This window comes from Metabacillus hrfriensis (assembly GCF_030127205.1).
Lineage (GTDB): Bacteria > Bacillota > Bacilli > Bacillales > Bacillaceae > Bacillus_P > Bacillus_P dongyingensis.
This window is the reverse complement of the sequence record NZ_CP126116.1, coordinates 1,051,917-1,075,954: the sequence shown is the minus strand read 5'-3', so window position 1 is coordinate 1,075,954 and position 24,038 is coordinate 1,051,917. Positions and strand designations below refer to the sequence as shown.

Sequence of the window (24,038 nt, the reverse complement as noted above, 5' to 3'; positions counted from 1 at the left end):
TGCACGCTTTTCGAATGCATGCAGGCGGGGAGTATTTATTTTTCCGGCCAGATTTTTGCATCGGGCTCAAGCAGCCATTTATGTTCCTCTTCCATGATTCGTTCTGTCCATGGACTGTTTTCCAGATGGCGGATCATCCAGCAGAAATACATAGCATATCCCGGTGCAGTAGCCTGAGGATGATCAAGGTCACCTGGAATCGTAATAAAACTGTTGTGCTCAACGCGGTATGCTTCCGGTCCGACCATTGCACATCCAAAGCCTTGAGGTTTATCAAAACGGTAATAGTACACTTCCGGCTGAGCATGATGGTGAGGCGGATAGCTGGACCATCGGCCTGGATAGGAAATGACTTCTCCTATAACAAGATTCGAATAAGGAGCACTATTATAATCAAAAATAGTCCGGATGACACGTTCTGCCGTTCCGTTCCAGACGCCTTCTCCGGCGATCGCGCTCTTACAATCCTTCGGCGTATATAATTTCGCTTCAAATATACGGTCATTGTCTGTTTTTTGAACTAGCACTTCGCTTGCTGAAAGCGCCGTAATCGTTACATCTACACCTTTAGGAACATGAAGACACCAAGGATCTTCTTCAAAAACGCTATCACGCTTCATTTCCTGTGTCTTCCCGCTCCATTCTATTTGAACGGCACCTTCAAGAAGCAGTATCGCTGTTTCTTGAATACTGTCGCTTAGCGTTTCCGATTTACCAGCCTGCATGGCATAAATACCGATATCCTGCATCATATCGCTGTGTTTGCCGTCGCCTTTTGTCATTTCCGTATACCCTTCTGTTAGTTCACCTAATTTTTCATACATGTACAGTTCCTCCTTCGATATAGGGTACGCCCTGAGTAATTACGGAAAGGTGCTTCCCCGTTCGCCAATTCAATCACATGGTTAAATGAAGCGTGGACTGCTTCAAACGTACTTCCTCAATTTGCAAAACTTTAAATCCCGCTTATTTCACGAATATACTGGCGTGCTTTCACTGCATATTCAAAAGGATTGGCAACTGCTGGGTCCTGCTCAGCCTCAACGACAAACCAGCCTTTATATTCATCTGCACTCAACGCTTCAAACACTGGCTTGAAATCGATTAAACCATCTCCCGGCACTGTAAATACACCGGCTTTGACAGCCTGTAAAAAGCTCAGCTTTTCTTCACGCACTTTTTTAACAATATCGGCCCGGACATCTTTTAAGTGAACATGATGAATGCGATCCATATAGGTGTTTAACACGGCAAGATGGTCTTCCCCTGAGAATACAAGGTGCCCTGTATCGTATAGAAGCGAAACCTTTTCAGGATCCGTTCCAGTCATTAACCGGGCAATTTCTTCTGTCGTCTGAATACCAGTACCCATGTGATGATGGTAGACAATTTTCATTCCTTTTTCCGCTGCGAGATCTCCAAGATGATGCAAACCTTCCAATAGCAGTGTCCATTCGTTTTCTGTGAAGACTGGCTTATGCTCAAACAGCGATGTCTCCATTTGTCCTTGGATGCTGTTGCCTTGTTCAGATACCACAATCACTTTTGCACCCATCTCAAACAAAAAGTCACGGTGTTCTTTAAACGCATCCGCAGTTTCTTCAAATGGTTTTGATGTTAAAAAGGAGCTGAACCATGCGCTGGCAATTTCTAAACCGCGTAAAGACAATGCCTTTTTTAGTTCCTTTGTGTCACGCGGATATTTATTTCCCACTTCACTTCCTGTAAATCCGGATAGCGCCATTTCACTAATACATTGCTCGAATGTCACTTCCCCGCCAAGCTCAGGCATATCATCATTTGTCCAGCCGATTGGTGCAATAGCTAATTTCACTTGATTGGTTTTAAACATTGCTGTTCCCCCCCGTCAGTACGCACGCGCTTTTTCAAGATTGGTTTCCTTATTTTCAAATGCACTCTTGATGCTTTCTTTTTCAGAAACTTGGGCTAAACCAACATGCCACCATGAATCGTAGCCGTGTGTCATCGTTTTTGGAAGCACTTTAATGTCTATCAGTGTACTTACAGTTTGCTTTTTCGAGTCAATGACGGCTGCGTGAAGTTCATCCATCGTTCTGACGGAGTATGTTTTAACACCATAGCCTTCTGCAACTTTTGCATAATCAATAGCCATGACCGGACCATCCATTTTTCCCGTTTCAGGGTTTCTTTTTCGAAATTCTGTACCAAAGCTGCCCATTCCGTTTTCCATCTGCAAATTGTTAATGCAGCCAAAACCTGAATTATCAAACAGGACAACATTAATTTTCTTCCCTTCCTGCAGGGATGTGACGAGTTCACTATGAAGCATCAAATAGCTGCCGTCACCGGTCATCGCGTATACTTCCCGGTCCGGCTCGGCAAGCTTAACTCCCAGAGCTCCAGCTATTTCGTAGCCCATGCATGAGTAGCCATATTCCATGTGATAGGTGTTGCGTGTTCTCGAAATCCACATACGCTGCATGTCGCCTGGCAGACTGCCGGCTGCCCCAACCACAATCGCATTATCAGCCACCATTTCATTTAATGCTCCAAGCACGCTTGTCTGTGTCAATTCAGTGCCAAGCGCTTTTTTATATTCAGGCAGCTTTTCATCGAGGTGACCAGCTATTTCCGGTGTGAAGCGATCGCCATAAGTAATCCCGTATAATCGGTTTAATTCACTCTGCCAGCCTTGCTTCGCATCTTCAATTTCATTTTCATAAGCAGAACGATAGTCTCCAAGTTTTGCTGCAATGGCTTCAAGTCCGGCTTTTGCATCGGCGACTACTTTTACAGCATCAAGTTTTGCTGCGTGGAATTCCGAAACGTTTATCGTAAGTACGTCAGCCTTTCCAAACAACTGCTTAGACGCTGTTGTAAAATCAGTAAAACGCGTACCGACCCCAATAATCAGGTCTGCTTCTTTTGCCAGTGTGTTAGCAGCCGAGTTGCCCGTTACGCCGATTCCGCCCAAATTGAGCGGATGATTACTTTCCACACCGCTTTTGCCAGCCTGGGTTTCACCAAATGGGATATTAAACGTTTCTGCAAATTTCACTAAAGAGTCAGCTGCTTCAGAATAACGGACGCCTCCGCCAAAAATCAGCAATGGTTTTTTCTTTACCTGAATAAGTTTCACTGCATCCTGCACACTCTCAGCAGATGGAAGCCTGCGGTCAATCCGGTGAATCCGTTTTTCGAAAAAGCTTTGAGGGAAATCCCATGCTTCACCCTGTACATCCTGCGGAAGTGCAATCGTGACAGCTCCTGTATCTGCAGCATTCGTCAATACACGCAATGCATTCAGCATCGCAGACATAAGCTGTTCTGGCCGGGTAACGCGATCCCAATATTTACTTACAGTCCGGAATGCATCATTTGTTGAAATGGACAGATCGTGGGTTTGTTCGATCTGCTGAAGCACTGGATCCGGCTGGCGTGTTGCGAACACATCACCGGGTAATAATAGAACAGGAATATTATTCGCTGTAGCAGCAGCGGCAGAAGTGACCATGTTTGCTGCTCCAGGTCCAACGGATGAGGTGCATGCCATGATCTGTTTCCGATGTTTCTGTTTAGCAAACGCCATCGCAGCATTAGCCATTCCCTGCTCATTTCGTCCCTGATAGACTTCCAGTTCTCCTGGATTTTCTTCTAGTGCCTGGCCAAGTCCAAGCACATTCCCGTGACCGAAAATAGTAAAAATCCCTTTTATAAAACGTTCCTGTTTTCCATCAAATTCTATATACTGCTCATTTAAAAATTTCACGAGTGCCTGTGCCGTTGTCATTTGTATCGTCTTCACTTATAACTCTCCTCTCTCATTAAGAAACACACATGATTTGTCTGAAAAAGAAAATTTCCTGAAGCCTTCCTAGTGCAAAATGAAAAAGGGAAGCGGCACCCGGTCCCGCCACTTCCCTTTTTAATCCTTACTTCACGAAACGAGCGGTAACCATTTTCTTTCTGGTGTAAAATTCGACACCATCCGTACCATTTGCATGAAGGTCGCCGTAGAATGAATCTTTATTGCCTGAGAATGGAAAGAATGCCATTGGTGCTGGAACTCCAACATTAACACCTAACATGCCTGCGTCAATTGTTTCACGGAACTGGCGGATAGCATATGCACTGTCTGTATAGATGCATGCCCCATTTGCAAATGGTGAAGCATTTGCTACATCAATCGCTTCTGTTAAATCTTTTACGCGCACGATCGAAAGAACTGGCGCAAATACTTCATCCTGCCAAATTTTCATTTCTTGTGTGACATGATCGAAAATTGTAGGTCCAACAAAGTAACCTTTACCGTTTGCCGCTTCATCGCCTCGACCATCACGGACAAGCGTTGCACCTTGCTTAACACCAGATTCGATATAGCCAAGTGTACGTTCTTTATGAGATTCACGGATAACCGGTCCTAAGAATACGCCTTCATCCAGTCCATTACCGATTGTAATCTCATCAGCAGCTTTGTTAAGCTTTTCAATCAGCTCATCCGCGATCTGCTCTTCGACTGCTACAACAGCCGCTGCCATACAGCGTTCACCTGCTGATCCAAAAGCGGCACTTGTAATTTGTGTAACTGCTGCATCAATGTTTGCATCTTTTAATACAATTGAATGGTTTTTAGCTCCTGCCAATGCTTGAACACGTTTTAAGTTTGCAGTGCCTGTTTTATAGACGTATTCTGCAACAGGCTGTGAACCGACAAACGAAATAGCTTTTACATGCTTGTGCTCTAAAATGCCGTTAACAACGTCATGTGCACCATTCACGATATTTAATACACCTTTAGGAAGGCCTGCTTCTTCAAACAATTCTGCAAGACGTACCGCAAGAAGCGGAGTTCGTTCAGACGGCTTCAAAACGAATGTATTGCCGCAAGCAATTGCAAGCGGGAACATCCAGCAGGGAACCATCATTGGAAAGTTGAATGGTGTGATTCCGCCGACTACACCGATTGGGTAGCGATACATACCAGATTCGATGTTTGTCGCAATATCAGGAAGCTGTTTACCCATCATTAACGTAGGTGCGCCTGCAGCAAATTCAACACACTCAATGCCGCGAAGCACCTCGCCGTGTGCTTCTTGAAAGCTTTTTCCGTTTTCAATTGTTATAAGCTTTGCAAGCTCATCCCACTTCTCTACAAGGAGCTGCTGATATTTAAAAAGAATACGCGCGCGTTTTGGAACGGATGTCTGGGACCAAGTTTTAAACGTTTCATTCGCTGCTTGCACAGCACGGTCCACATCTTCTTTTGTAGAAAGAGGTACTATAGCAAGCTCTTCACCTGTTGCCGGGTTATAGACGATTTCTGTTTTTTCAGAAGCTGACTCTACCCATTCACCGCCAATATAGTTTTTTAGCGTTTTTACAGTTGTTTGTGTCATTTTATATTCTCCCTTTCTATACTTGAACTGGTTCGTAAACTGCTGTTTCCATTTGAGTGATCAGCTCTTCCTTTGTCGGCATGGCATCTGAGCAGCTGTGGCGGGAAATAACAATGGATGCCGAGGCACTGCCCATCTTCATCGCTTCCGACACGTCTTTTCCATTCATTAGGCCGTAAATGAAAGCAGATGCGTAAGAGTCGCCTGCACCGAACGTTTTCAGAACATTCGTCTTGAAGATTCCGCTTCTATGTGATTCATTGTTTTTTGTATAAGCAATGGATCCTGCACCGCCATGTTTAATGACAACAAGATCTGCACGGTATGAGAACCAGCGGGACGCTGTATAATGGTCATCTGATTCATCGATATTCAACAATTTTTCCATCATATCGAACTCTTCGCGAGTCCCGATAATGACGTCGCATTTTTCAGCAGCCAAGTTATAATAAACAGCTGTTTCGGATTCGTCAGTCCATGTATACGGGCGGTAATCAAGATCAAAGAAAACCGTTACTTTATGTTTAATCGCATATTCGAGCGCCAAAAATACAGCTTCCCGGGATGGGCTTTTAGCCAGAGCTGTTCCTGAAATTAATAGAGCTTTTGATTGTTTAATATAATCCTCTTCTACCTCAGAAGGATGCAGCTTCAAGTCAGCGGCGTTGTCACGGTACAGCAAAATACTGCATTCAGCCGGACTTTTTATCTCAGTAAAAGCAAGACCTGTGACCGCACCTGTTTGGTCAACTGTTACGCCCTTTGTATCGATGTTGTTTTTCTTTAAGTAATTTGTGATAAAACGGCCCATTTGGTCATCAGCAACTTTGCCGATAAATCCCGTTTTTTGACCTAATCTAGCAGAACCAATCGCAATATTGGCCGGGGAACCGCCGACATATTTGGTAAATGTGCTCGTTTCTTCCATTGGGCGATCTGTTTCATTGGCATTTAAGTCAATACAAAGCCTGCCGACAGCAATAATATCAAGGGGTCTATCCTTTACAAATTTGAGCGGGTTCATATGATCCTTCCTTCCGTACAATTAATTTGCTGCAGTTTGGGCAGCCGGCTTTAATTGAACTGGGGCCCCCGTTTCAAGTGATTGTCTTGCTGCTCTGGCAATACGTTCAGCCTGTAAACCATCAAAGCCATTGCAGCTCACTTCATGGTTTTTTAGGACTGCAGCAGCAAACTCAGTTACTTCATCGATATATGCTTGAGTGTACCGTTCAAGGAAAAAGTAAAGCGGCTTCTCTTTCGTTACACTATTAATGGTTGAAACTTCAACGTTTGTTGCCCGATTGTTATTTACCTCCGCTGCTCCCTTATCACCAAAGATTTCAAGACGCTGGTCATAACCGTAAACTGCACGTCGGCTATTTTCGATTACACCAAGAGCGCCATTTGCAAATTTCAAGGTAATAATAGCTGTATCAATGTCTCCTGCCTCTCCAATCGCCTGTTCAACAAGCACTGCACCTTTCGCGAAAACTTCCACCACTTCACTGCCCATTACGTAGCGCGCCATATCAAAGTCATGTATGGTCATGTCCATGAACAATCCGCCTGATGATTTAATATAATCAACACCTGGAGGCTCTGGATCGCGTGAGGTGATTCTCAAAATGTGAGGTGTTCCGATTTCTCCTTTTTGAACAAGTGTACGAATTTTTCGAAAATTTGGATCAAAACGGCGGTTAAAACCAACCTGCAGCTTTACACCGGCTTTTTCAACAGCAGCAAGTGCTTCCTCTGTTTCTTCCACCGAGAAGCTGACTGGCTTTTCACAGAAAATATGTTTTCCGGCAGCTGCTGCTTCTTTAATAATGTCTGCATGAGTATTTGTTGGCGAACAAATAAAAATTGCTTGTATAACAGGATCATTCAGCAATTCATGATAATCTGTTGTTAATACTTCAATCTGCTTTTCTTCTGCCCTTGTTTCAAGATGTTGGGCAGCAACATCCGATACACTTTTAATCCGAATGTGCGGAATCAACCTCAAATTATCAACATGCAATCTTCCGATACGTCCAGCTCCAATAATTCCCACAGTCAATGTCATCGACCGATTCCCCCTAAATCGTTAATTTTAAATTTTTATAGGTTCGATTAAGCGCTTTCCTGTTGACTTGAAAAAAATTCCGGCCCAAGCCGGCAAGTTAAATCCTTATCTCTTAGCCTCAATTTCATTCAAATCTCTGACAGAATGACGTTCAATCAGCTCTGGTGCAAGCATAATTCTGTGTCCAGGCATATCTGGATTTCCAATTGACAGCAGCAGCTTTTGAATAGCATAGTGTGCCAATTCCTCAATAGGCTGTGCGATTGTAGTTAAACCTGGATCTGCTAACTCCGCATGAATCGTATTATCAAAACCAATCACTGATATATCATGTGGAATCGCCACTTTCGCTTTTCTTGCTTCATTAATGAATATTGCAGCGATTAGATCCGTAGAAGCAAATACTGCAGTGGGTTTAACCTCTATTTTCAATATTTGCCGGGCAGCCGCTTTCGCTTCTTCTATTTTTGATTTTGAATGTACAACATAGTTTTCATCTAAATGAATTCCCTCATCAGCAAGAGAATGTTTAAAGCCCTGCAAACGCAGCACACCGCTCGCACGGTTTAATTCTGCAATCACAGCAATTTTCGTGTGACCTTTATCCAGCAAGTAACGGCCTGCCAGATATCCGCCGCGTACATCATCAGTCGTAACAACGTGAGAAGCAAAAGATGGATGATCAATCGAAAACATTAAGAGAGGGATACTCTTGCTTTGGAGTTTTTTAAAAACCTTCCAATCCTTTGGTTCTGTTGCAATAATAATTCCATCAACTTGTTTTTTTAAAAGCAGCTCTAAATAATCTTGTTCACGTTCTCGCTGATAATCTGTGCTGCATAATATGATGGCATAACCCGTTTCCCGTGCGCTGTTTTCCAAAGCCCGGGCTACCTCAGCAAAAAAGGGGTTGGAAATATCAGGAACAAGCACTCCGATTGTAAAAGTTTTCTTACCTGTCAGCGCTGCTGCTACACTGCTTGGCTGGTATTCAAGTTCTTGCATGATTTCCATTACTCTATTCCTTGTTTTATTGCTGATCCGTCCTGTATTATTCAGCACCTTGGAAACCGTAGCAATTGAGACTCCCGCCTTTTCTGCTACATCATAGATAGTGAGCTTCATGTATTTTCAAACTCCTCCGAATTGTCTTTTTCATTAGTTTAGCATGAAGGAAATTTGCTGTACCAAATTTAGACCTTATTTAGAAATACTCTTTAAAAATTCTAATTTTTCTTCTGCGTTTTCAGTTGTAATGATGTCTATTCCGCTGTCTATACGCTCTTTGACCTTTTCCCCTTTAATTGCTTTCAATGCGTTTTCGACACCTTGATAGCCCATGTTGTAAGGACTTTGTGCAATTGTACCAGCAAGTTTCCCATCTAAAATAGATTCAACTGCTTCTTCTGTTCCATCTGTGCCGATTACTTTAATATCGTTTCCTTTAGCTTCGACTGCACGCAATACACCCAGCGCCATATCATCATTGGCTGCGAAAACACCTTTTACATCCCCATTTTTCTGAAGAATATTTTCCATAACAGACATAGCTTTTGTTTTATCACTATCTCCAGGTTGTTCAGCGACAACTTCGAGACCTGCTTCTTCAAGTGCTTCTTTCGCACCTTTAATTCGGTCATCTGTAGCAGGATTACCGAGCGCTCCTGAAATTAAGACCACTTTATCTCCCTTTTGAAGCATAGAAGCGAGCAATTTTCCGCCTTCTATACCTGCTGTATGGTTTTCTGTACCAATAAAGCTTGTTTTTCCTGCAAACTCAGCATCTGAATCTATTAGAAGAACTGGTAAATCCGATTGAGATGCAGTTTCTAATACTGGAACAACTGTTTCTGGCTGAGATGGAGCGACTACAATAGCACCAGGTGACTGACTTATTTGATCTTCGAGCATATTTACTTGTTGGATCACTTCCGATTCTGCAGATGGTCCAACTACCGTTACATCTACTCCAAGATCTTTCCCGGCAGCTTTAGCTCCTGCCTCTACATATTTCCAGTAAGGGCTTGATAATGTTTTTAATACGACTGCAACGCTTTCGTCCCCGTTGCCGCTTGCTTCTTTATCTGCACCGCTGCAGCCTGCAGCAAATGCTATACATGATACTGCCAATGCCGTTCCAATCAATTTAAGTTTTTTCATTTCATTTCCCCCTTTTTTATTTTTAGTAAAGCGCTTTACCAAAGTAGACAAGTTTACCCTTTCTTACTTTTGCGCTGTCGAAGAACGTCTACATATACGGCGGCGATAATAACAAATCCGATTACTGCCATTTGGAAATCAGCAGGAACGTTTAAAAGGTTTAGGCCATTACGCAGGACAGCGATAATCATAGCTCCGATTAATGTACCCCAAACAGTCCCAACGCCTCCCATAAAGCTAGCGCCGCCAATAATAACTGCCGCAATTGCGTCAAGTTCGTATGAAAGTCCAGCAAGAGGAAAAGCAGAGTTAACTCGGCCAACTGTTACAAGACCTGCAAGCCCCGCCATTAAACCACTGATTGTATACACAATAATTAACACGCGATCGACATTAATACCTGACAGACGAGCAGCTTCCTTGTTACCGCCAATGGCGTAAATATAACGCCCTGTCTGTGTTCTGGTTAGGAAAATATGAAAGATGATATATACAACTATAACAAGAAGGAAACTAACTGGAATAGGACCTACAAATTCACGGCCTATAAATTGAATTAAATATGGGAAACCAGCAATCGGAGCTGCAGCAGTTAAAATTAGCGCAATCCCACGTGCGATGTTCATTGTACCAAGTGTAGAAATAAACGGATGCGGCAAACGTAATTTTGTTAATAACAACCCGTTTATTAAACCAAATCCAGCACCGACGGCAAGACATACAATAATACCTAGGATTGGACTCAAGCCCATGTTAACTGAGACAATTCCCATAACCATAATGGAGACTGCAAGAATGGATCCAACAGACAAATCAATCCCTGCTGTTAATATTGGAAGAAGCATCCCCATTGCAAGAATGGCATTGATAGAAGATTGTCGGGCAATGTTCATTATATTATTCAATGTTAAAAACTTGTCCGATAAAAATGTGAGCACTGTAGTTAAAAGGACAAGACCGATAAGCGGTCCAAATTTACTTAAGTAACTCTTTAGCTTTCTGCTTTGTTTTGGTGCATCATTGTCTGTTTTTTTCAAAACTGCTTCACTCATTATATTAACCTCCTGTTGCCGCTTTCATAATTCTCTCTTGAGAAGCCTCTTCTATCTCCAGGTCAGCGGTTATTTTTCCTTCACTCATCACTAGGACTCGATCGCACATACCAAGAATTTCTGGAAGGTCTGAAGAAATCACCAACACTATGGCACCGCTTTCAACTAACTGATTCATTAAGCGGTATACCTCAACTTTAGCTCCAACGTCAATGCCTCTTGTCGGTTCATCAAAGATATATACCTTTGCTTGTGTGCATAGCCATTTGGCAATAACAACCTTTTGCTGATTGCCTCCACTTAAATTTCGGGCATGAAGGTCAATGTTATCAGGGCGCACCTTCAATTCTTTAATATAATTTTTTGCTTCTTCACGGATACCTTTTAAATCAACTAATCTAGATTTATTTGTAAATTTTTTCATATTAGCCATAGCAATGTTGAAATCGAGCGGCTGATCAAGCAGGAGACCTTCACTTTTCCTGTCCTCTGTAATAAAGGCAATGCCGGCATCAATTGCATCCCGAGGTGACTTAATTCGAACTTCCTCACCATTTATGAAGACTTTTCCGCCTTCATGTGAATCTGCGCTGAAAATGGCTCGTGCCAGTTCTGTACGGCCTGCGCCGACTAGTCCGGAAATGCCAACAATTTCACCATAACGGATGGAAAATCCAACTGGTTCTGAAGTTCCAGTTACCATTATGTTTTCAACCCGAAATCCTTCGTCTCCAAGCATAAACGATTGCTTGGGATACTTTTCATCAAGCGCACGGCCAACCATTAGCTCAATCCAGTAATCAGTTTCGGTAGTCTTAACCTGCAGTGTATCTATTTTAAATCCGTCTCGAAGAATGGTTAACCGATCGCCCATCCTTCTGATTTCTTCCAAGCGGTGGGAAATGAATACAATCGCGATTCCTTTTTCCGTAAGCTGTTCAACACAGTTATATAACTGTTCTACCTCTGTTCCACTAAGGCTGGATGTTGGCTCGTCCATTATAATCAATTTAGCATCCAGGGCAAGCGCTTTCGCAATTTCAACAAGTTGCTGCTGCCCAATTCCGAGCTCCCCAAGCTGCTTATCTGCCAGTGAAGGGCTCTGGCCCAGCATCTCCAAACAGCGTTCTGCTTCCTTGCGCATTTCTTTTTGGTTAAGAAGCGACAACTTTCCGGCACGCTTTAATTCTCTTCCAAGGAAAATATTTTCATAAACCTTTAATTCAGGAATGACATTTAATTCTTGATAAATGGTAGCAATGCCTAGATTCATAGCCTCAACAGGTGTATTAAGTTCGACCCGCTTGCCTTCCCAATAAATTTCTCCGTCATCCTTTTCGTAAGCGCCTGTTAAAATTTTTATGAGAGTCGATTTACCTGCACCGTTTTCACCAAGTAAAACATGAACTTCACCGGCTACTACATCTAAATCAATCCCTTTTAAAACATGGTTTTGACCAAAGCTCTTTTTAATTCCTTTTATTTCGAGGAGGCTTCCTGCATGAGTAACCATGTACAGACCCCTTTCTATTCATTCCATCATTTATGTTTTTTAAGAAAGCGCTTTCCTAATATGAAGTATAATGACTTCGCATCTTAATTTCAACATATTTTGAATATTTATTTTTTTCAAAAAAACAGCACTCTTTTATTCTTCAACTCTGCTTAACACTCACTACTAGTTGCGAAAGCTCAAATTTTTGTCCAGTCTCATAGGATTCCCGTGCTGCCAAAGCAATTTCGAGTGCCTTTACGCCATCGTCTACTGTGACACGCGGTGTTCCGTTCTCAGCTACAACCCGGAAAAAGTCTGAGAGTTCCAAATTGTAGGCATCCGTAAAACGAGATGGAAAATCCGGTAATATATCGTGCGTGTTACCCGCTTTAGTTAATATCTGAATGTTATGCTCCCGAAGATTTCCAATAAAAATCGAGCCTTCTGTCCCCATGATCTCTGCCCGTATATCGTAGCCATAATAAGCGTTACGGCTTGCTTCTGCATCTCCTGCAGCACCAGAAGCAAAATCTATATAAGTAAGGGATTGATCGACATCCCCATACTTTTCCAAAAAAGGATATTTCAAAACACGGCCATGAGCGCTCACAGAAGTGACCTCAGACTTCATCAAATAACGGGCAATATCATAATCATGGATGGACACATCTACAAACATCCCGCCGCTATGCTTGATGAATGCCTCATGAGGCGCATGGGGATCACGGGAAATTCCGCGGAAGTATATCGGATCACCGATATCACCTGCATCAATTCGTTTTTTTGCTGCATCATAAGCAGGGTCAAATCGGCGCATAAAACCAACCTGGCAGATTGAATTGTTTTTTTCTATCATGCCTTTAATTTCATTTGCTTCTTTTAAATCAATTGTCAGCGGTTTTTCAACAAAAATAGCTTTACCTGATTCTGATGCTCTTTTCAACAAATCAAAATGAGTGCTCGTTGGGGAGGCAATGATTACGGCTTCAATTGTATCATCTTGAAAAATATCATCAGGATTTGCCGTAAAAACCGGCGCCTCAAGTTCTTCTGCAACCCGTTTGGCCGTCTCAATGTTCATATCACATACAGCCACAAGTTCTGCGTTTCGAATTTTAGCCACGTTTACTGCATGCCAATACCCAAGCCTTCCTAATCCAAATACAGCCGAGCGAATTTTTTTTGTCATTGTATTTAATCTCCTTTTATTAAACGTCTGTTAACACAGACTTGCTGTGAAGTGATTGATAGCTTTTTTCAAGATAACGGGCCATCAAAAGGGAATGTTCCTCATTGTAAACCGTTTTTTTCCCCTCAAGGATACAGTCATGAAAATGTTCAACCTGATTTAAATATTGATCGTCTTTGAACCTTTCAAAAAGAATCACATTGCCATTTTCGTCTCTCACAGTTACTTTCCCGTATCCATCAGCTGATACATCTGGACGAAACGAGGAATCTACAATAATGGAGCCCTTAGGACCAATGATTTCATACCGATTAATAAATGGAAGTTCCATTGAAGCTGATACTTCAGCTGTCCGATTATATTTATCTATTAATACACAAGTCGATGTTGTATCTACTCCGTTGCGAATTTTTCCGCTCATTGAAAGTTGAACAGGTTTAAAACCGGCAATTTGTGTGACTGCATGCAAACCGTAACATCCGACATCACGCATAGCGCCTCCGCCTAATTCGCAATTTAAGCGAATGTCTTCTTCATCTTCAAGCATCCAGGAAAAATGGGCTTTCACATGGCGGCATTCCCCGATGAGGCCGGATCCGAGCAATTCCTTTACTCGCTTGTGCTGACAGTGAAATTGGTACATAAATGCTTCCATAAAGACTGCGTTATTGTCTTTAGCTGCTGTTTTCACAGCTTCCATTTCCGCTTCCGTTAACGCTGCTGGCTTTTCAAGAAGAACATGTTTTCCTTTTTCTAATGCCTTTACCGCCCATTCGGCATGAAGTGAATTTGGCAGTGGAATGTAAACGGCTTCAATGGATGGATCATCAAGAAGCTGTTCATATTGTTCATAAATAATAGGTGTTTCAAAACGTTTCGCTTTTTCTAAGCTTTTAGATGCCACAGCTCTTACATCTGCTCGGTCTGAACGCCGCAATGCCGGAACTAGTTCGTTGTATGCAATATTTGCAGCACTAATGATTCCCCAGCGGATTTTAGCCATCGTGATCACTCCTGACAATAAATTCTTACGTTTTAATAACTAAATATTCAGAAATTTAAAGAAAGAAAATAAGGTAAGCGCTTTCTCTATCTATTTTAGCTTACTCTTTTTTTTTATTCAATTACTATTTTCAAAATCTAGCGTATTCTTCCTTTTTTTCTGCAAATTCCCAATATTGCCTGCTTTTACTCACCATAAAACAGACTATCTAGTATAAAAAAAGAGAGATTGTTATATCTCTCTTTTTTTCTTTGATCTATACAATATTTCTTTGTCTATGATAATGATATAAAGCACCCAGCAAGCCTGATTGATTGAAGTACCGGCAATGATCGATATTCGTTAGTTCCAAAGCTTCAGGCCGTATCAGTCCAATCTTATCCTTCAATAAAGAAATGAAAGCTTCCTGTGAGCTTACGCCTCCTCCAAATAGAATTTTTTCTGGAGCTAAAGAATGAATGATGTTGACAGTCCCAACTGCAAGGGCCGTGAAAAATGCTTCCACTTCTTCGGTTATCACTTGATTTTTTTTCTGATAAAGGTCAAATATCTCTTCTCCTGTATAAGCTTGATGAAGCCGATTATTCACACGGTCGATCAGATTCCAGGTAGAGCCTAATCTGCTCAGTGTAGCTGTTTCCATTAGTAAAGGAAGCTTTTCCGTTATTTGCAGACACATTAAACCAAACTCTCCAGCCATACCTTGTCTTCCCCTGTATAACTCATTGTTGATAAAAATAGAACCGCCAATCCCAGTTCCAACTGTTAAGACGACAAAATGATTGTTAGCGATTGCGTTACCTTTCCATTTTTCTGCAAGCGCCGCACAATTGGCATCATTTTCTAATTCTATAGGCAGTTTCAAACTTTTAAGCTCTTCCTTAACCCTTTTGTTCTGTAAATCCGTTACCGCCCCAGCAAAAAAGACGTTCCCTGTTTGAACATCAACAGCTCCAGGAACGCTGAGTGCGATCCCTTTAACAGAATATTTTTGTTTATATTCTTCCGTTTGATCAATAAGCATGGTGAAAATTTCATTGTTCCCTTGTGGTGGTGTTTGATGCACGTTTGATTCAATTACCTTCCCATCACTATTCATGACGGCTGATTTAACAGATGTTCCTCCAATATCAAATACCGCTGTTAGTTCCAACTATCTCCCTCCGCTTTCTAAATTTTAAAATCCATTATTTTTTGAAAGCTGAGCAAACCACTGACCGCTTTTCTTTATTGATCTTTTATACTGATCTTCTAAATGAACAGAGACAAGCCCATATCGATTTTTATAGGCATTCAGCCATGACCAATTATCCATAAAAGTCCAGAGGTGATATCCTTTGACATTCACGCCTTCTTTTAATGCTTGGTGAATCCATTTAAGGTGCGCTTGCATAAACTCAATTCGGTAATCGTCAATAATTTTGCCTGTTTCATCTCTGAAACGCTCCTCATTTTCTACACCCATGCCATTTTCAGAAATAAAGCATTCAATGTTTCCATAGTCCTTTTTGACATTCATCAAAATATCATAGATGCCTTTCTCATAGATTTCCCATCCGCGATAAGGATTCATCTTCCTTCCAGGCATTTCGTAATAATCAAAATATCTTTCCGGCACAAATGGGGCATGAAGGTTTGGAAGGTGTTCCTTTGCTTTTATTCTCCGTGGCTGATAATAATTAATCCCCAATAAATCAACAGTGTTTTGTTGGATGGTTTCTAAATCCTTTTCTTTCATTTCAGGCAGGAAGTTTTCCTTTTTCAAAAGAGCAACTAGTTCTTCAGGAAACTTTCCTTTTACACTTGGGTCTAAAAACGATCGGTTAAAGAATAGGTCCGCCATTCTCGCTGCTTTGACATCTTCTGGATGCTGACTGCGCGGATAGGAAGGAGTCAAGTTCAATATGATTCCGATCTTTCCGTCTTGCCTGCTGTCATGATATGCTTCAATAGCTTTTGCACTGGCTAAAATGGTATGAAAACCTACTTGTACGGCTTTTTTAAAGTCACAAATAGCAGGGTAATGAAATCCGTATAAGTAACCGCCTTCGACAGGCACAATCGGTTCGTTATGGGTAAACCACTTTTTCACGCGATCACCAAAGTGTTTAAAGCAGGTGCTTGCGTACTTCACATAAGCATCCACAACTTCACGGCTTTCCCATCCTCCCCTTTTTTGCAGAGCAAGCGGCATATCAAAATGATAGAGATTGATGAAAGGTTCGATGTTATGGATAATTAATTCATTAATGACATCTTCATAGAAATGAATCGCTTGCTGATTTACTTCTCCCTCTCCGTCCGGAAACAGCCTTGACCATGAGATGGAAAATCGGAAGCTATTATGTCCGGCTTCTTTCATTAATTGAATATCTTCTTTGTATTTCTCATAAAACTTTGAAGTATGATTGGGTCCTACTCCATTATGAAAACGGTGTGGTTCTGTCTCAAACCAATAATCCCAAATATTTTGCCCTTTGCCGTCTCCTTCTGCATGTCCTTCCATTTGCGTTGCGGATGATGCAGACCCCCACCAAAAATCGTCAGGAAAAAGATAATTCATTTGTTTTTCCAAGTTTTAAACCCCTTTCTTAAAAAGGACACCAAGCCGCTTAATCCAGCTTGGTGTCATGTATGATTATTTACCCTGTGTTTTTCTCCAAGCATCATATTGCTTTTGAATTTCAGCCATGACTTTATCAAGTCCGGCTTCTTTAAACTTTTTGTTTGCTTTTGGCAAGTACTCTTCCGGGTCTACTGAACCTGTCATGAGCGGTTTTGAAAACTCACTTGAGACATTTGCGATAGCAGCGATTTCCGTACGGACTGGATTTGGATCAAAATAGAATCCAAGCGTAGGAGCAGCTATAGAATCATTATTGAATTTCTCAAAGGCATCCCATTTATCATCTGGATCATTGTCATATAAAGGTAAGATAAATTGATTTCCGATGGCAAAGCTTGGCATATTAAAGTTATCAATACGTGCTTGTAAATCTTTAATTTTATCATTCTCTCCTTTTTCATAATGAACATCTTCAATCCCTTTATCCAATAAAGTTCGTAAATATGGATCTGTATTTAATAAATTTAAGAACATCATCGCACGTTCCGGATTTTTTGATGTCACAGAGATAGCCTGCATCGAGCCTGTTACTGAACCATTAAAAGTGATCGGCTCATGAATTGGCTGAACTGCTAAATCATATCCTGAAGTACGGGCCCATGTAAGCTCAGCATATGGCTGATACATTTCTTTGCGAACGAACCAGTTTTCTACTTCAAGCGGCCAAGGATCGTTGCTGGTTGCAGCATCTGACTTAATATATCCCGCTTTATAGAAGCTGTGCATCGTTTTTAATGCTTGCTCCATCTCTGGTGTTTCATACACATTGACAATTTTGTGATCCGATGAATCCAGATGAACAGCAAACGGCATTTTATCATCTAAAATATAATCAAACGGCAGGTATGGATTAAACGTAGAAATCGGGGTGAAATCAGGTTCATTTTCTTTAATGGTTTTTAATAATGGCTCTAAGTCTTCAAGTGACTGAACTTTCTTAATGTCCAGGTTGTGTTTTTCAACTAATCTCTTATTAAAAACATAAACACTTTGCTGTCCTACTTCTTTATTGGCTGGAACGGCATACAATTTCCCGTCAATTTTTGCCCCTTCTAAAAAGGCAGGGTCTAATGCTTCTTTTAATTCTTTTCCTTCAGAATCCAGTAATTTATCTAATTCGACAAAAGCACCTTTTCGGGCATTTAATACATAGTTTGCTGCCCATGAACTTGTAAATGCAATATCAAACGGCTCACCCGAGGCAATCACGACCTGCATTTTTTTATCATAGTCACCCCAGTCGATCATTTTCAGGTTGATTTTAGTATTTATTTTTTCTTTTGTGTATTCATTTACTTTTTCCATGACTTTATCGGCATCTTTTTGAGGTGTTCCGATCATATACCACGTCAGTTCATATGGTTTTAGTTCCCCATTTTCAGTTGAATTGCTCTCCTTGGCTCCCCCCATGCATCCTGATAAAATCAAGGTTAAACTAATCACTGCCATAAAAATCGATACCCATTTCTTTTGCACGTTTTTTCCCCCTTATTGTTTGTTTACTTTTTAACTTATCATTCTTTTACACTGCCGATTGTCAGCCCGCTAACAAAATATTTTTGGAAAAATGGATAAGCAATCGCGATCGGCAAGGTTGAAATGACTACCATCGCCATTTTTGCTGCATCTTGCGGAATGGCGGTTAATATTCCTGCTTGCTGACCATTTGTTAATGCATTCTGGCGAATGAATTCCAAGTTGCCCTCAACCTTCATTAAAAGAGATTGCAACGGAACCAGTGTTGGATTATCAATAAATAACAAGGCATTAAACCAATCATTCCAGTAACCAAGTGTACTGAATAATGCGATGGTTGCGATACCAGGCAAGGATAATGGCAAAACGATTTGAAAAAAGATTCTCCATTCACTTGCGCCGTCAATGCGTGCTGATTCTAATACAGATTCAGGTACCGATCTGATGAAAAAGGTTCGCATAATCAAAATGTAGAAAGCGTTTACAACAAGCGGCAGAATTAGAGCCCAGATCGTATTTTTCAATTGCAGAACCTGAGTGGCCACGATATAAAAAGGAACTAATCCTCCGCCAAATAACATTGTAAAGAAAGCTAAAAATGTGAAAAATTTGCGGTACAAAAACTGTTTTCTTGAGATTGCGTAAGCATAAAAAGAGATCGTCATCACACTTATTAATGTACCTAAAATTGTAACGAGTATCGTAATGAAATAGGATTGAAACAACTGATCTTTCATAGCCCATAAATATTGATAGGCAGCGGGACTCCATTTTTCAGGAATAATTTGGAACCCATTAGCGGCAAGCGTCTTTTCATCCGTTAAAGAAATCATAATAACATATATAAAAGGAAACACACATACCATGGCAAATCCGCCTAAGATCACATTCATGATCAGATTTGGGAAGCCATTTAATTCATGCGGGTTATATTTTCTTTGCCGCTTCTTTTTTTTCTGCACGTCAATCTTTACATCCGGATCTTTTACTTGAGTATTTGCTGGTCCCACACTTTTGTCTCCTTTCTTTTTAAAATAATGCATACTCCTTATCAATCTTCTTAACAAGATAATTCGTCAGCATAACCAGGATAAAGCCAACGACCGATTGATAGAGTCCTGCAGCCGTGCTCATGCTTATTTCACCCATAGTCGTTAGTCCTCGATAGACATAGGTATCAATAACATTTGTAACGGGATATAATGCACCGGAATCTCTCGGCACTTGAAAAAACAAACCAAAGTCAGAGTTAAAAATTTTCCCGACGTTTAAAATAGTCAAAATGACAATAAGCGGTGTAATCATCGGCATCGTCACATGGCGAATTTGCTGCCACTTATTAGCCCCGTCAATCATTGCAGCTTCAAAATATGTTCGATCAATCCCAACAATCGCTGCCAGATAGACGATGCTTCCGTACCCTACACCTTTCCACATTGACATAAAGATAAGAATGAAAGGCCAATATTCTGTTTCGCTATACCAGGAAACCGCTTCCAATCCAAACCACTCAAAAATTTTGTTCAGCAATCCTCTATCTACACTTAAAAAGGTAAAAACAAAATAACTAATAACAACCCATGATAAAAAATGAGGAAACAACATTCCGGTCTGATACACTTTTGCAAGTTTTTTATTCGCTAATTCACTCAGCACAATCGCAATAAAAACAGAAAGTATTAATCCTAAAATAATGAAGACTGCGTTATATAAGATTGTGTTTCTGGTAATTACGAAGGCATCATTTGTACTGAACAAAAATTCAAAGTTCTGAAATCCAACCCATTCGCTATTTAATACACTTGCCAAAAATCCTTCAGCATCGTAGCGAAAATTCTTAAAAGCAATAACGGTTCCAAACATCGGTAAATAAGAGAAAAATAAAAACCAAATCGTCCCTGGCAAAACCATGAGGAGCCACACACGATTTTTGTACACATTAACAAAGAAATTCTTGATCCGTTTCATAGAGGCCCTCCCTTTCTTCTCCTACTCTTATTGTAAATTTGAACGCTTCTGGTTAAAAGTTAACAATTTTTAGATTTGATGGACTAATTTAGGATTCCTTCGAAAAGTGATAACACCTTGTTCACCCTGGGGCAAGCTGCATAGAGCTAAGAAGTTCGGTTTTGTCTTTCAAGTGACCTCGAGGAGCTTTCATGGATCCATTTAGCCGTGTCCACCAAACAAAAAAAGCCAGCCCTTTTAAGACTGGCTCTCATAACTATGCAGTGCTCTCCATTCGGTTGGAGTTACACCCATGCTTTTTTTAAATTGCTTATAAAAGTAAGTGGAGTCTGAATACCCTACCTTTTTTCCAATTTCCCCCGATTTCAAATGGGATTCCTTTAACATCATCTTTGCTTTCTCAATTCTCAGCTGATTAATATAATCAGAGAAAACGCTTCCGACTTCTTTTTGAAAGAGCTGCCCTAAATAAATGGTGTTTACGTGAAACTTTTGACTTAACGTTTTTAGGGAGAGCTCTTCATGGTATGAGGTCTGAATATATTGAAGAACACTATGGATAATCGGGCTCATTTGGTCATTTCGATTTTTTATTTGCTCCATTAGATTTTTTAAAAATGCAATCACCACATTTCGTAATTCAGTGATTGTATCCGCTTGAAGAACACTTGATGTCTCTTTTGCAAGCTTCATTAAATCATTTGGCAAATCGAGTGAACTGCGGATGGTGGACATTAATTCGATGGAAAAGCTTTTAGCTAATTGTGAGGTATCCAAAGATATCCGTTCAGAAAATTGATCGAAAGCAGAATGTATCCATTTCTCCACTTCACAGTGATTCCCCGTCAGCACTTGTTTCAAAAGTTCCTGAAAGTTAAATGTCCGAATCATTTCTGTGGTCTCGGAGAACTTTTCTGCGTCCTTTTCAAGAATTAACTTTGTGCCCTCAGAAATGACAAATCTATATTTCAGGAGATCCCTGGTTCGATAAAAACTTAGAAAAATATCATCTGCTGAACAATTTTCCTTTCCAAGAGCGATGAAATAATCGTGAACCTCCTGCTTTTGATCAAGATTCATTTGTAAATGATGTAAATCACTTTCAACCTCATCAGGCCGTTTGCTTAACCAAATTAATATCATCTCTTCCTCTGGATTTATCACACATAGACATCCCAAGCATTCTTCAATCCATTTGCGAATCCCTGATCGTTCTCCCCTATGATCAGCTGCAAGTTCCAGCTGCACAATGGCAAATACGAGCGTTGAATCATGAAGATGAAGATCGTAAATGTCCAAACGTTTTTTTAATTCCTGGTGGCTGATATCCCTGTTTAACCATCTCCAGATTGCATTGTCTCTTAGCACATAGTAGTCTTCATCCTCGTGCTGCAATTGCTGAAGCTTTTCGATTGTATTACGTAATGTTGCAGCAAGCTCTTCTTCATCAATCGGTTTTAATAGATAGTTTTCAATTCCAAGTGAAATGCCCTTTTTAACATACTCAAATTCTTGGTAGCCTGACAGCACAATATATTTCATATGAGGCTTTATGACTTTTAAGGCTGTGATCAATTCTAAACCGTTCATTTGAGGCATCATGATATCCGTAAGAAGAATGTCGCATTCCTTTGTTTGAAGTGTTTTTAGAGCCTCTTCTCCGTCATAGGCATGCCCGATTATTTGAAGCCCGATATCTTCCCAATTAATAATTGATTTCATTCCTTCAATAATAAATGGTTCATCATCAACAAGAAAAACGTTATACATCCTGCTCATTTCCTCCTATGATTGGCATTGATATCTGGACTTCTGTTCCTGCATCGACTGTGCTGTCGATGATTAATCCGTACTCATCTCCAAATCTCAGCCTTATCCTTTGCAGGACGTTGGATAATCCAATCGATTCAAATGTTTCATGTTCTTCTTTTAACCGCTTTTGAATGTCAGCTAATCGATCAGGTGCGATTCCTCTTCCATTATCGCGAATCATGATGATTAATTGAGTTTGCTTCCTATGAACTCCAATGTATAGATGATTCGTGCTTTCATGCTTTTTTAATCCATGAATGACATAGTTTTCGACAATGGGCTGAAGCATAAATTTAAGAATTTCATAGTTTAGTACCTGTTCCTCTATATCGTAATGTACATGTAAACGCTCTGGATAGCGCACCTGAAATAATTGCAGATATTGTTTCACATGCTCTATTTCATCTTGTACGGTGACAGCTTCACTATCTTTTAAAGAATAGCGGAATAATTGAGCTAAATAATAAATCATCGTGCTGGTTGTTTTTGACCCATCTGCGATTGCTTTCATACGAATCGCTTCAAGGGTATTATATAAAAAATGGGGATTGATTTGAGATTGCAGGGCTTTCATTTCGGCTTCTTTTTGTTTGATTTCTGAAATAAACATTTGATCGATATAGCGATTTAAATCCTCTGCCATTTGATTAAAGCTGGTTGAAATCATACTCAATTCATCTTTTTGATGAACATCTTGAATCCTGACATCCAAGTTTCCCTTTTGTACCTCAGACATGGAATGTTCGATGACCTGAATGCGTTTTGAGTATTTTCGCATAGCAATATAGGTAAGCAAAATGGCGGCAGCCGTTAACAAAATCGTGATCAGCAGCATGGTCCGGTGAACTAGTGTAACGCCTTGGATTTCTTTTTCAGGAATTAGACCAACAATCATAAGCTGTGAGCGTTCATCTGCTAATGTGTTGACATAATAGGTTTCCCCTTTAATTCTTGTCTTTTTTAAAATGGTTTGAAAATCAGGCTTACTTCCTTCCTTTTCTATCGAAGCTGCCTTAGAGGGATATAGAAGATCACCTAAGTTATTATAGATAAGAACTGTCCCTTTTAATTGCTGCTGACGTAAATGAAGGAGATTCTCTAAACCTTCAAAGCTATAATAGATTGATATGTCACCAAGTTTTTTTAATGTGCCGGGGTCATTTAATTTCTTCGTGACATGGTAGCTGTTTTGAATGGATCGTTGACTGATATCATTTACAAGTCCGCTGGATTTCCTTTCAGATATTAGGAAATCTTTATCTAAATTTATTTCACTAACTTGATTAACTGACTGCGACCATCTGTAGTGATTAAAGATATACAAATATTCACTAAGGGTAGCATCACTGTTGATGCTGACCGCATTAACATCTGAATCTTGACTAAAGTAATTCTCAATGAATGTTTCGAGATCACTTGGTACAAAAGAGCTGCTTTCACTGTAACGGTCAAGCCGATAAGAAAGATATTGATTATAATCGTGCTGCAAAGCGAATGAGATATCTTCAATAAGATCTGTTTTAAAATAGAGTTCCTTAAAAACACTGTCAACATAATCATGTTTGCGATTAAAATAAGTTTCCACTCTCTCTAGTATTCTCGTATTTGCATCCAATTCTCTTTGGACAACTACTTCTGTATAATACTGAGATAAAAGCGAAAACAGCAAAAACATACACAATAAAATAATGACAGAATATGTGAACAAAATGCGATGGAAAATCTTATTCCGCCATTCTCTTATTTTTAATAGCATAGCAGTTACTCCCTCTATCATTGATCAATCTTACTTTAAAGATAAAACAGACGCA

At 40.4% G+C, this 24,038-nt stretch carries 19 protein-coding genes; all 19 read right to left on the bottom strand.

Annotation, left to right across the window (positions count from 1 at the left end):
* Positions 1-35: 35 nt before the first annotated feature.
* The 19 genes from QLQ22_RS05380 to QLQ22_RS05290 all read right to left on the bottom strand — a co-directional run bounded on the left by QLQ22_RS05380 (position 36) and on the right by QLQ22_RS05290 (position 23,983).
* Entirely contained in the window at positions 36-824 is a 789-nt protein-coding gene (locus QLQ22_RS05380; RefSeq protein ID WP_070879276.1) for a 5-deoxy-glucuronate isomerase, read from the bottom strand.
* 131 nt (positions 825-955) lie between these two features.
* Entirely contained in the window at positions 956-1,852 is an 897-nt protein-coding gene (gene iolE, locus QLQ22_RS05375; RefSeq protein ID WP_284016162.1) for a myo-inosose-2 dehydratase, read from the bottom strand.
* A gap of 15 nt (positions 1,853-1,867) precedes the next feature.
* Positions 1,868-3,787 carry a 3D-(3,5/4)-trihydroxycyclohexane-1,2-dione acylhydrolase (decyclizing) gene (gene iolD / locus QLQ22_RS05370; protein WP_284016161.1) on the bottom strand — a complete coding sequence of 640 codons (1,920 nt, stop codon included), beginning with the start codon at positions 3,785-3,787 and terminating at the stop codon, positions 1,868-1,870.
* Positions 3,788-3,914: 127 nt separating this feature from the next.
* Positions 3,915-5,378: a CoA-acylating methylmalonate-semialdehyde dehydrogenase gene (locus QLQ22_RS05365; protein ID WP_284016160.1), complete on the bottom strand. Its 1,464-nt coding sequence runs from the start codon at positions 5,376-5,378 to the stop codon at positions 3,915-3,917.
* Positions 5,379-5,394: 16 nt separating this feature from the next.
* Positions 5,395-6,402: a 5-dehydro-2-deoxygluconokinase gene (gene iolC / locus QLQ22_RS05360; RefSeq protein ID WP_284016159.1), complete on the bottom strand. Its 1,008-nt coding sequence runs from the start codon at positions 6,400-6,402 to the stop codon at positions 5,395-5,397.
* A 21-nt stretch (positions 6,403-6,423) separates the two neighbouring features.
* Positions 6,424-7,446 (bottom strand): inositol 2-dehydrogenase, encoded by a 1,023-nt coding sequence (gene iolG, locus QLQ22_RS05355; RefSeq protein WP_284016158.1) that lies wholly within the window; start codon positions 7,444-7,446, stop codon positions 6,424-6,426.
* 105 nt (positions 7,447-7,551) lie between these two features.
* Complete coding sequence (locus QLQ22_RS05350) at positions 7,552-8,571, bottom strand: LacI family DNA-binding transcriptional regulator (protein ID WP_284016157.1); 1,020 nt, start codon at positions 8,569-8,571, stop codon at positions 7,552-7,554.
* A gap of 75 nt (positions 8,572-8,646) precedes the next feature.
* Positions 8,647-9,606, bottom strand: coding sequence for a sugar ABC transporter substrate-binding protein (locus QLQ22_RS05345; RefSeq protein ID WP_223440233.1), 960 nt, complete (start codon positions 9,604-9,606; stop codon positions 8,647-8,649).
* Between the two features lie 53 nt (positions 9,607-9,659).
* A complete protein-coding gene (locus QLQ22_RS05340; protein WP_223440231.1) occupies positions 9,660-10,658 on the bottom strand; it encodes an ABC transporter permease in 999 nt (332 codons plus the stop codon).
* Positions 10,659-10,662: 4 nt separating this feature from the next.
* Positions 10,663-12,171, bottom strand: a complete 1,509-nt coding sequence (locus QLQ22_RS05335) for a sugar ABC transporter ATP-binding protein (protein WP_223440229.1) — start codon at positions 12,169-12,171, stop codon at positions 10,663-10,665.
* Between the two features lie 142 nt (positions 12,172-12,313).
* Positions 12,314-13,342: a Gfo/Idh/MocA family oxidoreductase gene (locus QLQ22_RS05330; protein WP_284016154.1), complete on the bottom strand. Its 1,029-nt coding sequence runs from the start codon at positions 13,340-13,342 to the stop codon at positions 12,314-12,316.
* 19 nt (positions 13,343-13,361) lie between these two features.
* A complete protein-coding gene (locus QLQ22_RS05325; protein ID WP_223440225.1) occupies positions 13,362-14,345 on the bottom strand; it encodes a Gfo/Idh/MocA family protein in 984 nt (327 codons plus the stop codon).
* A gap of 256 nt (positions 14,346-14,601) precedes the next feature.
* Positions 14,602-15,498 carry an ROK family protein gene (locus tag QLQ22_RS05320; RefSeq protein ID WP_284016153.1) on the bottom strand — a complete coding sequence of 299 codons (897 nt, stop codon included), beginning with the start codon at positions 15,496-15,498 and terminating at the stop codon, positions 14,602-14,604.
* A 24-nt stretch (positions 15,499-15,522) separates the two neighbouring features.
* Positions 15,523-16,908, bottom strand: a complete 1,386-nt coding sequence (locus tag QLQ22_RS05315) for a glycoside hydrolase family 1 protein (RefSeq protein ID WP_284016747.1) — start codon at positions 16,906-16,908, stop codon at positions 15,523-15,525.
* Positions 16,909-16,983: 75 nt separating this feature from the next.
* Positions 16,984-18,447 (bottom strand): ABC transporter substrate-binding protein, encoded by a 1,464-nt coding sequence (locus QLQ22_RS05310; RefSeq protein WP_284016152.1) that lies wholly within the window; start codon positions 18,445-18,447, stop codon positions 16,984-16,986.
* Between the two features lie 38 nt (positions 18,448-18,485).
* Complete coding sequence (locus tag QLQ22_RS05305; protein WP_223443187.1) at positions 18,486-19,340, bottom strand: carbohydrate ABC transporter permease; 855 nt, start codon at positions 19,338-19,340, stop codon at positions 18,486-18,488.
* A gap of 136 nt (positions 19,341-19,476) precedes the next feature.
* Positions 19,477-20,415 carry an ABC transporter permease gene (locus QLQ22_RS05300; RefSeq protein WP_284016151.1) on the bottom strand — a complete coding sequence of 313 codons (939 nt, stop codon included), beginning with the start codon at positions 20,413-20,415 and terminating at the stop codon, positions 19,477-19,479.
* 237 nt (positions 20,416-20,652) lie between these two features.
* Entirely contained in the window at positions 20,653-22,185 is a 1,533-nt protein-coding gene (locus tag QLQ22_RS05295) for a response regulator transcription factor (RefSeq protein WP_284016150.1), read from the bottom strand.
* A complete protein-coding gene (locus QLQ22_RS05290; protein WP_223440220.1) occupies positions 22,178-23,983 on the bottom strand; it encodes a sensor histidine kinase in 1,806 nt (601 codons plus the stop codon). The genes QLQ22_RS05295 and QLQ22_RS05290 overlap by 8 nt, the downstream gene beginning before the upstream one ends.
* Positions 23,984-24,038: the final 55 nt, after the last annotated feature.

Excerpts from the sequence above, each read along its gene's own strand:
- QLQ22_RS05345 (WP_223440233.1), bottom strand. The coding sequence starts at position 9,606 with ATGAAAAAACTTAAATTGATTGGAACGGCATTGGCAGTATCATGTATA.
- iolE (WP_284016162.1), bottom strand. The coding sequence starts at position 1,852 with ATGTTTAAAACCAATCAAGTGAAATTAGCTATTGCACCAATCGGCTGG.
- iolG (WP_284016158.1), bottom strand. The coding sequence starts at position 7,446 with ATGACATTGACTGTGGGAATTATTGGAGCTGGACGTATCGGAAGATTG.
- QLQ22_RS05350 (WP_284016157.1), bottom strand. The coding sequence starts at position 8,571 with ATGAAGCTCACTATCTATGATGTAGCAGAAAAGGCGGGAGTCTCAATT.
- QLQ22_RS05365 (WP_284016160.1), bottom strand. The coding sequence starts at position 5,378 with ATGACACAAACAACTGTAAAAACGCTAAAAAACTATATTGGCGGTGAA.
- iolC (WP_284016159.1), bottom strand. The coding sequence starts at position 6,402 with ATGAACCCGCTCAAATTTGTAAAGGATAGACCCCTTGATATTATTGCT.
- QLQ22_RS05330 (WP_284016154.1), bottom strand. The coding sequence starts at position 13,342 with ATGACAAAAAAAATTCGCTCGGCTGTATTTGGATTAGGAAGGCTTGGG.
- QLQ22_RS05325 (WP_223440225.1), bottom strand. The coding sequence starts at position 14,345 with ATGGCTAAAATCCGCTGGGGAATCATTAGTGCTGCAAATATTGCATAC.
- QLQ22_RS05335 (WP_223440229.1), bottom strand. The coding sequence starts at position 12,171 with ATGGTTACTCATGCAGGAAGCCTCCTCGAAATAAAAGGAATTAAAAAG.
- QLQ22_RS05380 (WP_070879276.1), bottom strand. The coding sequence starts at position 824 with ATGTATGAAAAATTAGGTGAACTAACAGAAGGGTATACGGAAATGACA.
- QLQ22_RS05295 (WP_284016150.1), bottom strand. The coding sequence starts at position 22,185 with ATGTATAACGTTTTTCTTGTTGATGATGAACCATTTATTATTGAAGGA.
- QLQ22_RS05290 (WP_223440220.1), bottom strand. The coding sequence starts at position 23,983 with ATGCTATTAAAAATAAGAGAATGGCGGAATAAGATTTTCCATCGCATT.
- QLQ22_RS05305 (WP_223443187.1), bottom strand. The coding sequence starts at position 19,340 with ATGAATGTGATCTTAGGCGGATTTGCCATGGTATGTGTGTTTCCTTTT.
- QLQ22_RS05340 (WP_223440231.1), bottom strand. The coding sequence starts at position 10,658 with ATGAGTGAAGCAGTTTTGAAAAAAACAGACAATGATGCACCAAAACAA.
- QLQ22_RS05315 (WP_284016747.1), bottom strand. The coding sequence starts at position 16,908 with ATGAATTATCTTTTTCCTGACGATTTTTGGTGGGGGTCTGCATCATCC.
- QLQ22_RS05300 (WP_284016151.1), bottom strand. The coding sequence starts at position 20,415 with ATGAAACGGATCAAGAATTTCTTTGTTAATGTGTACAAAAATCGTGTG.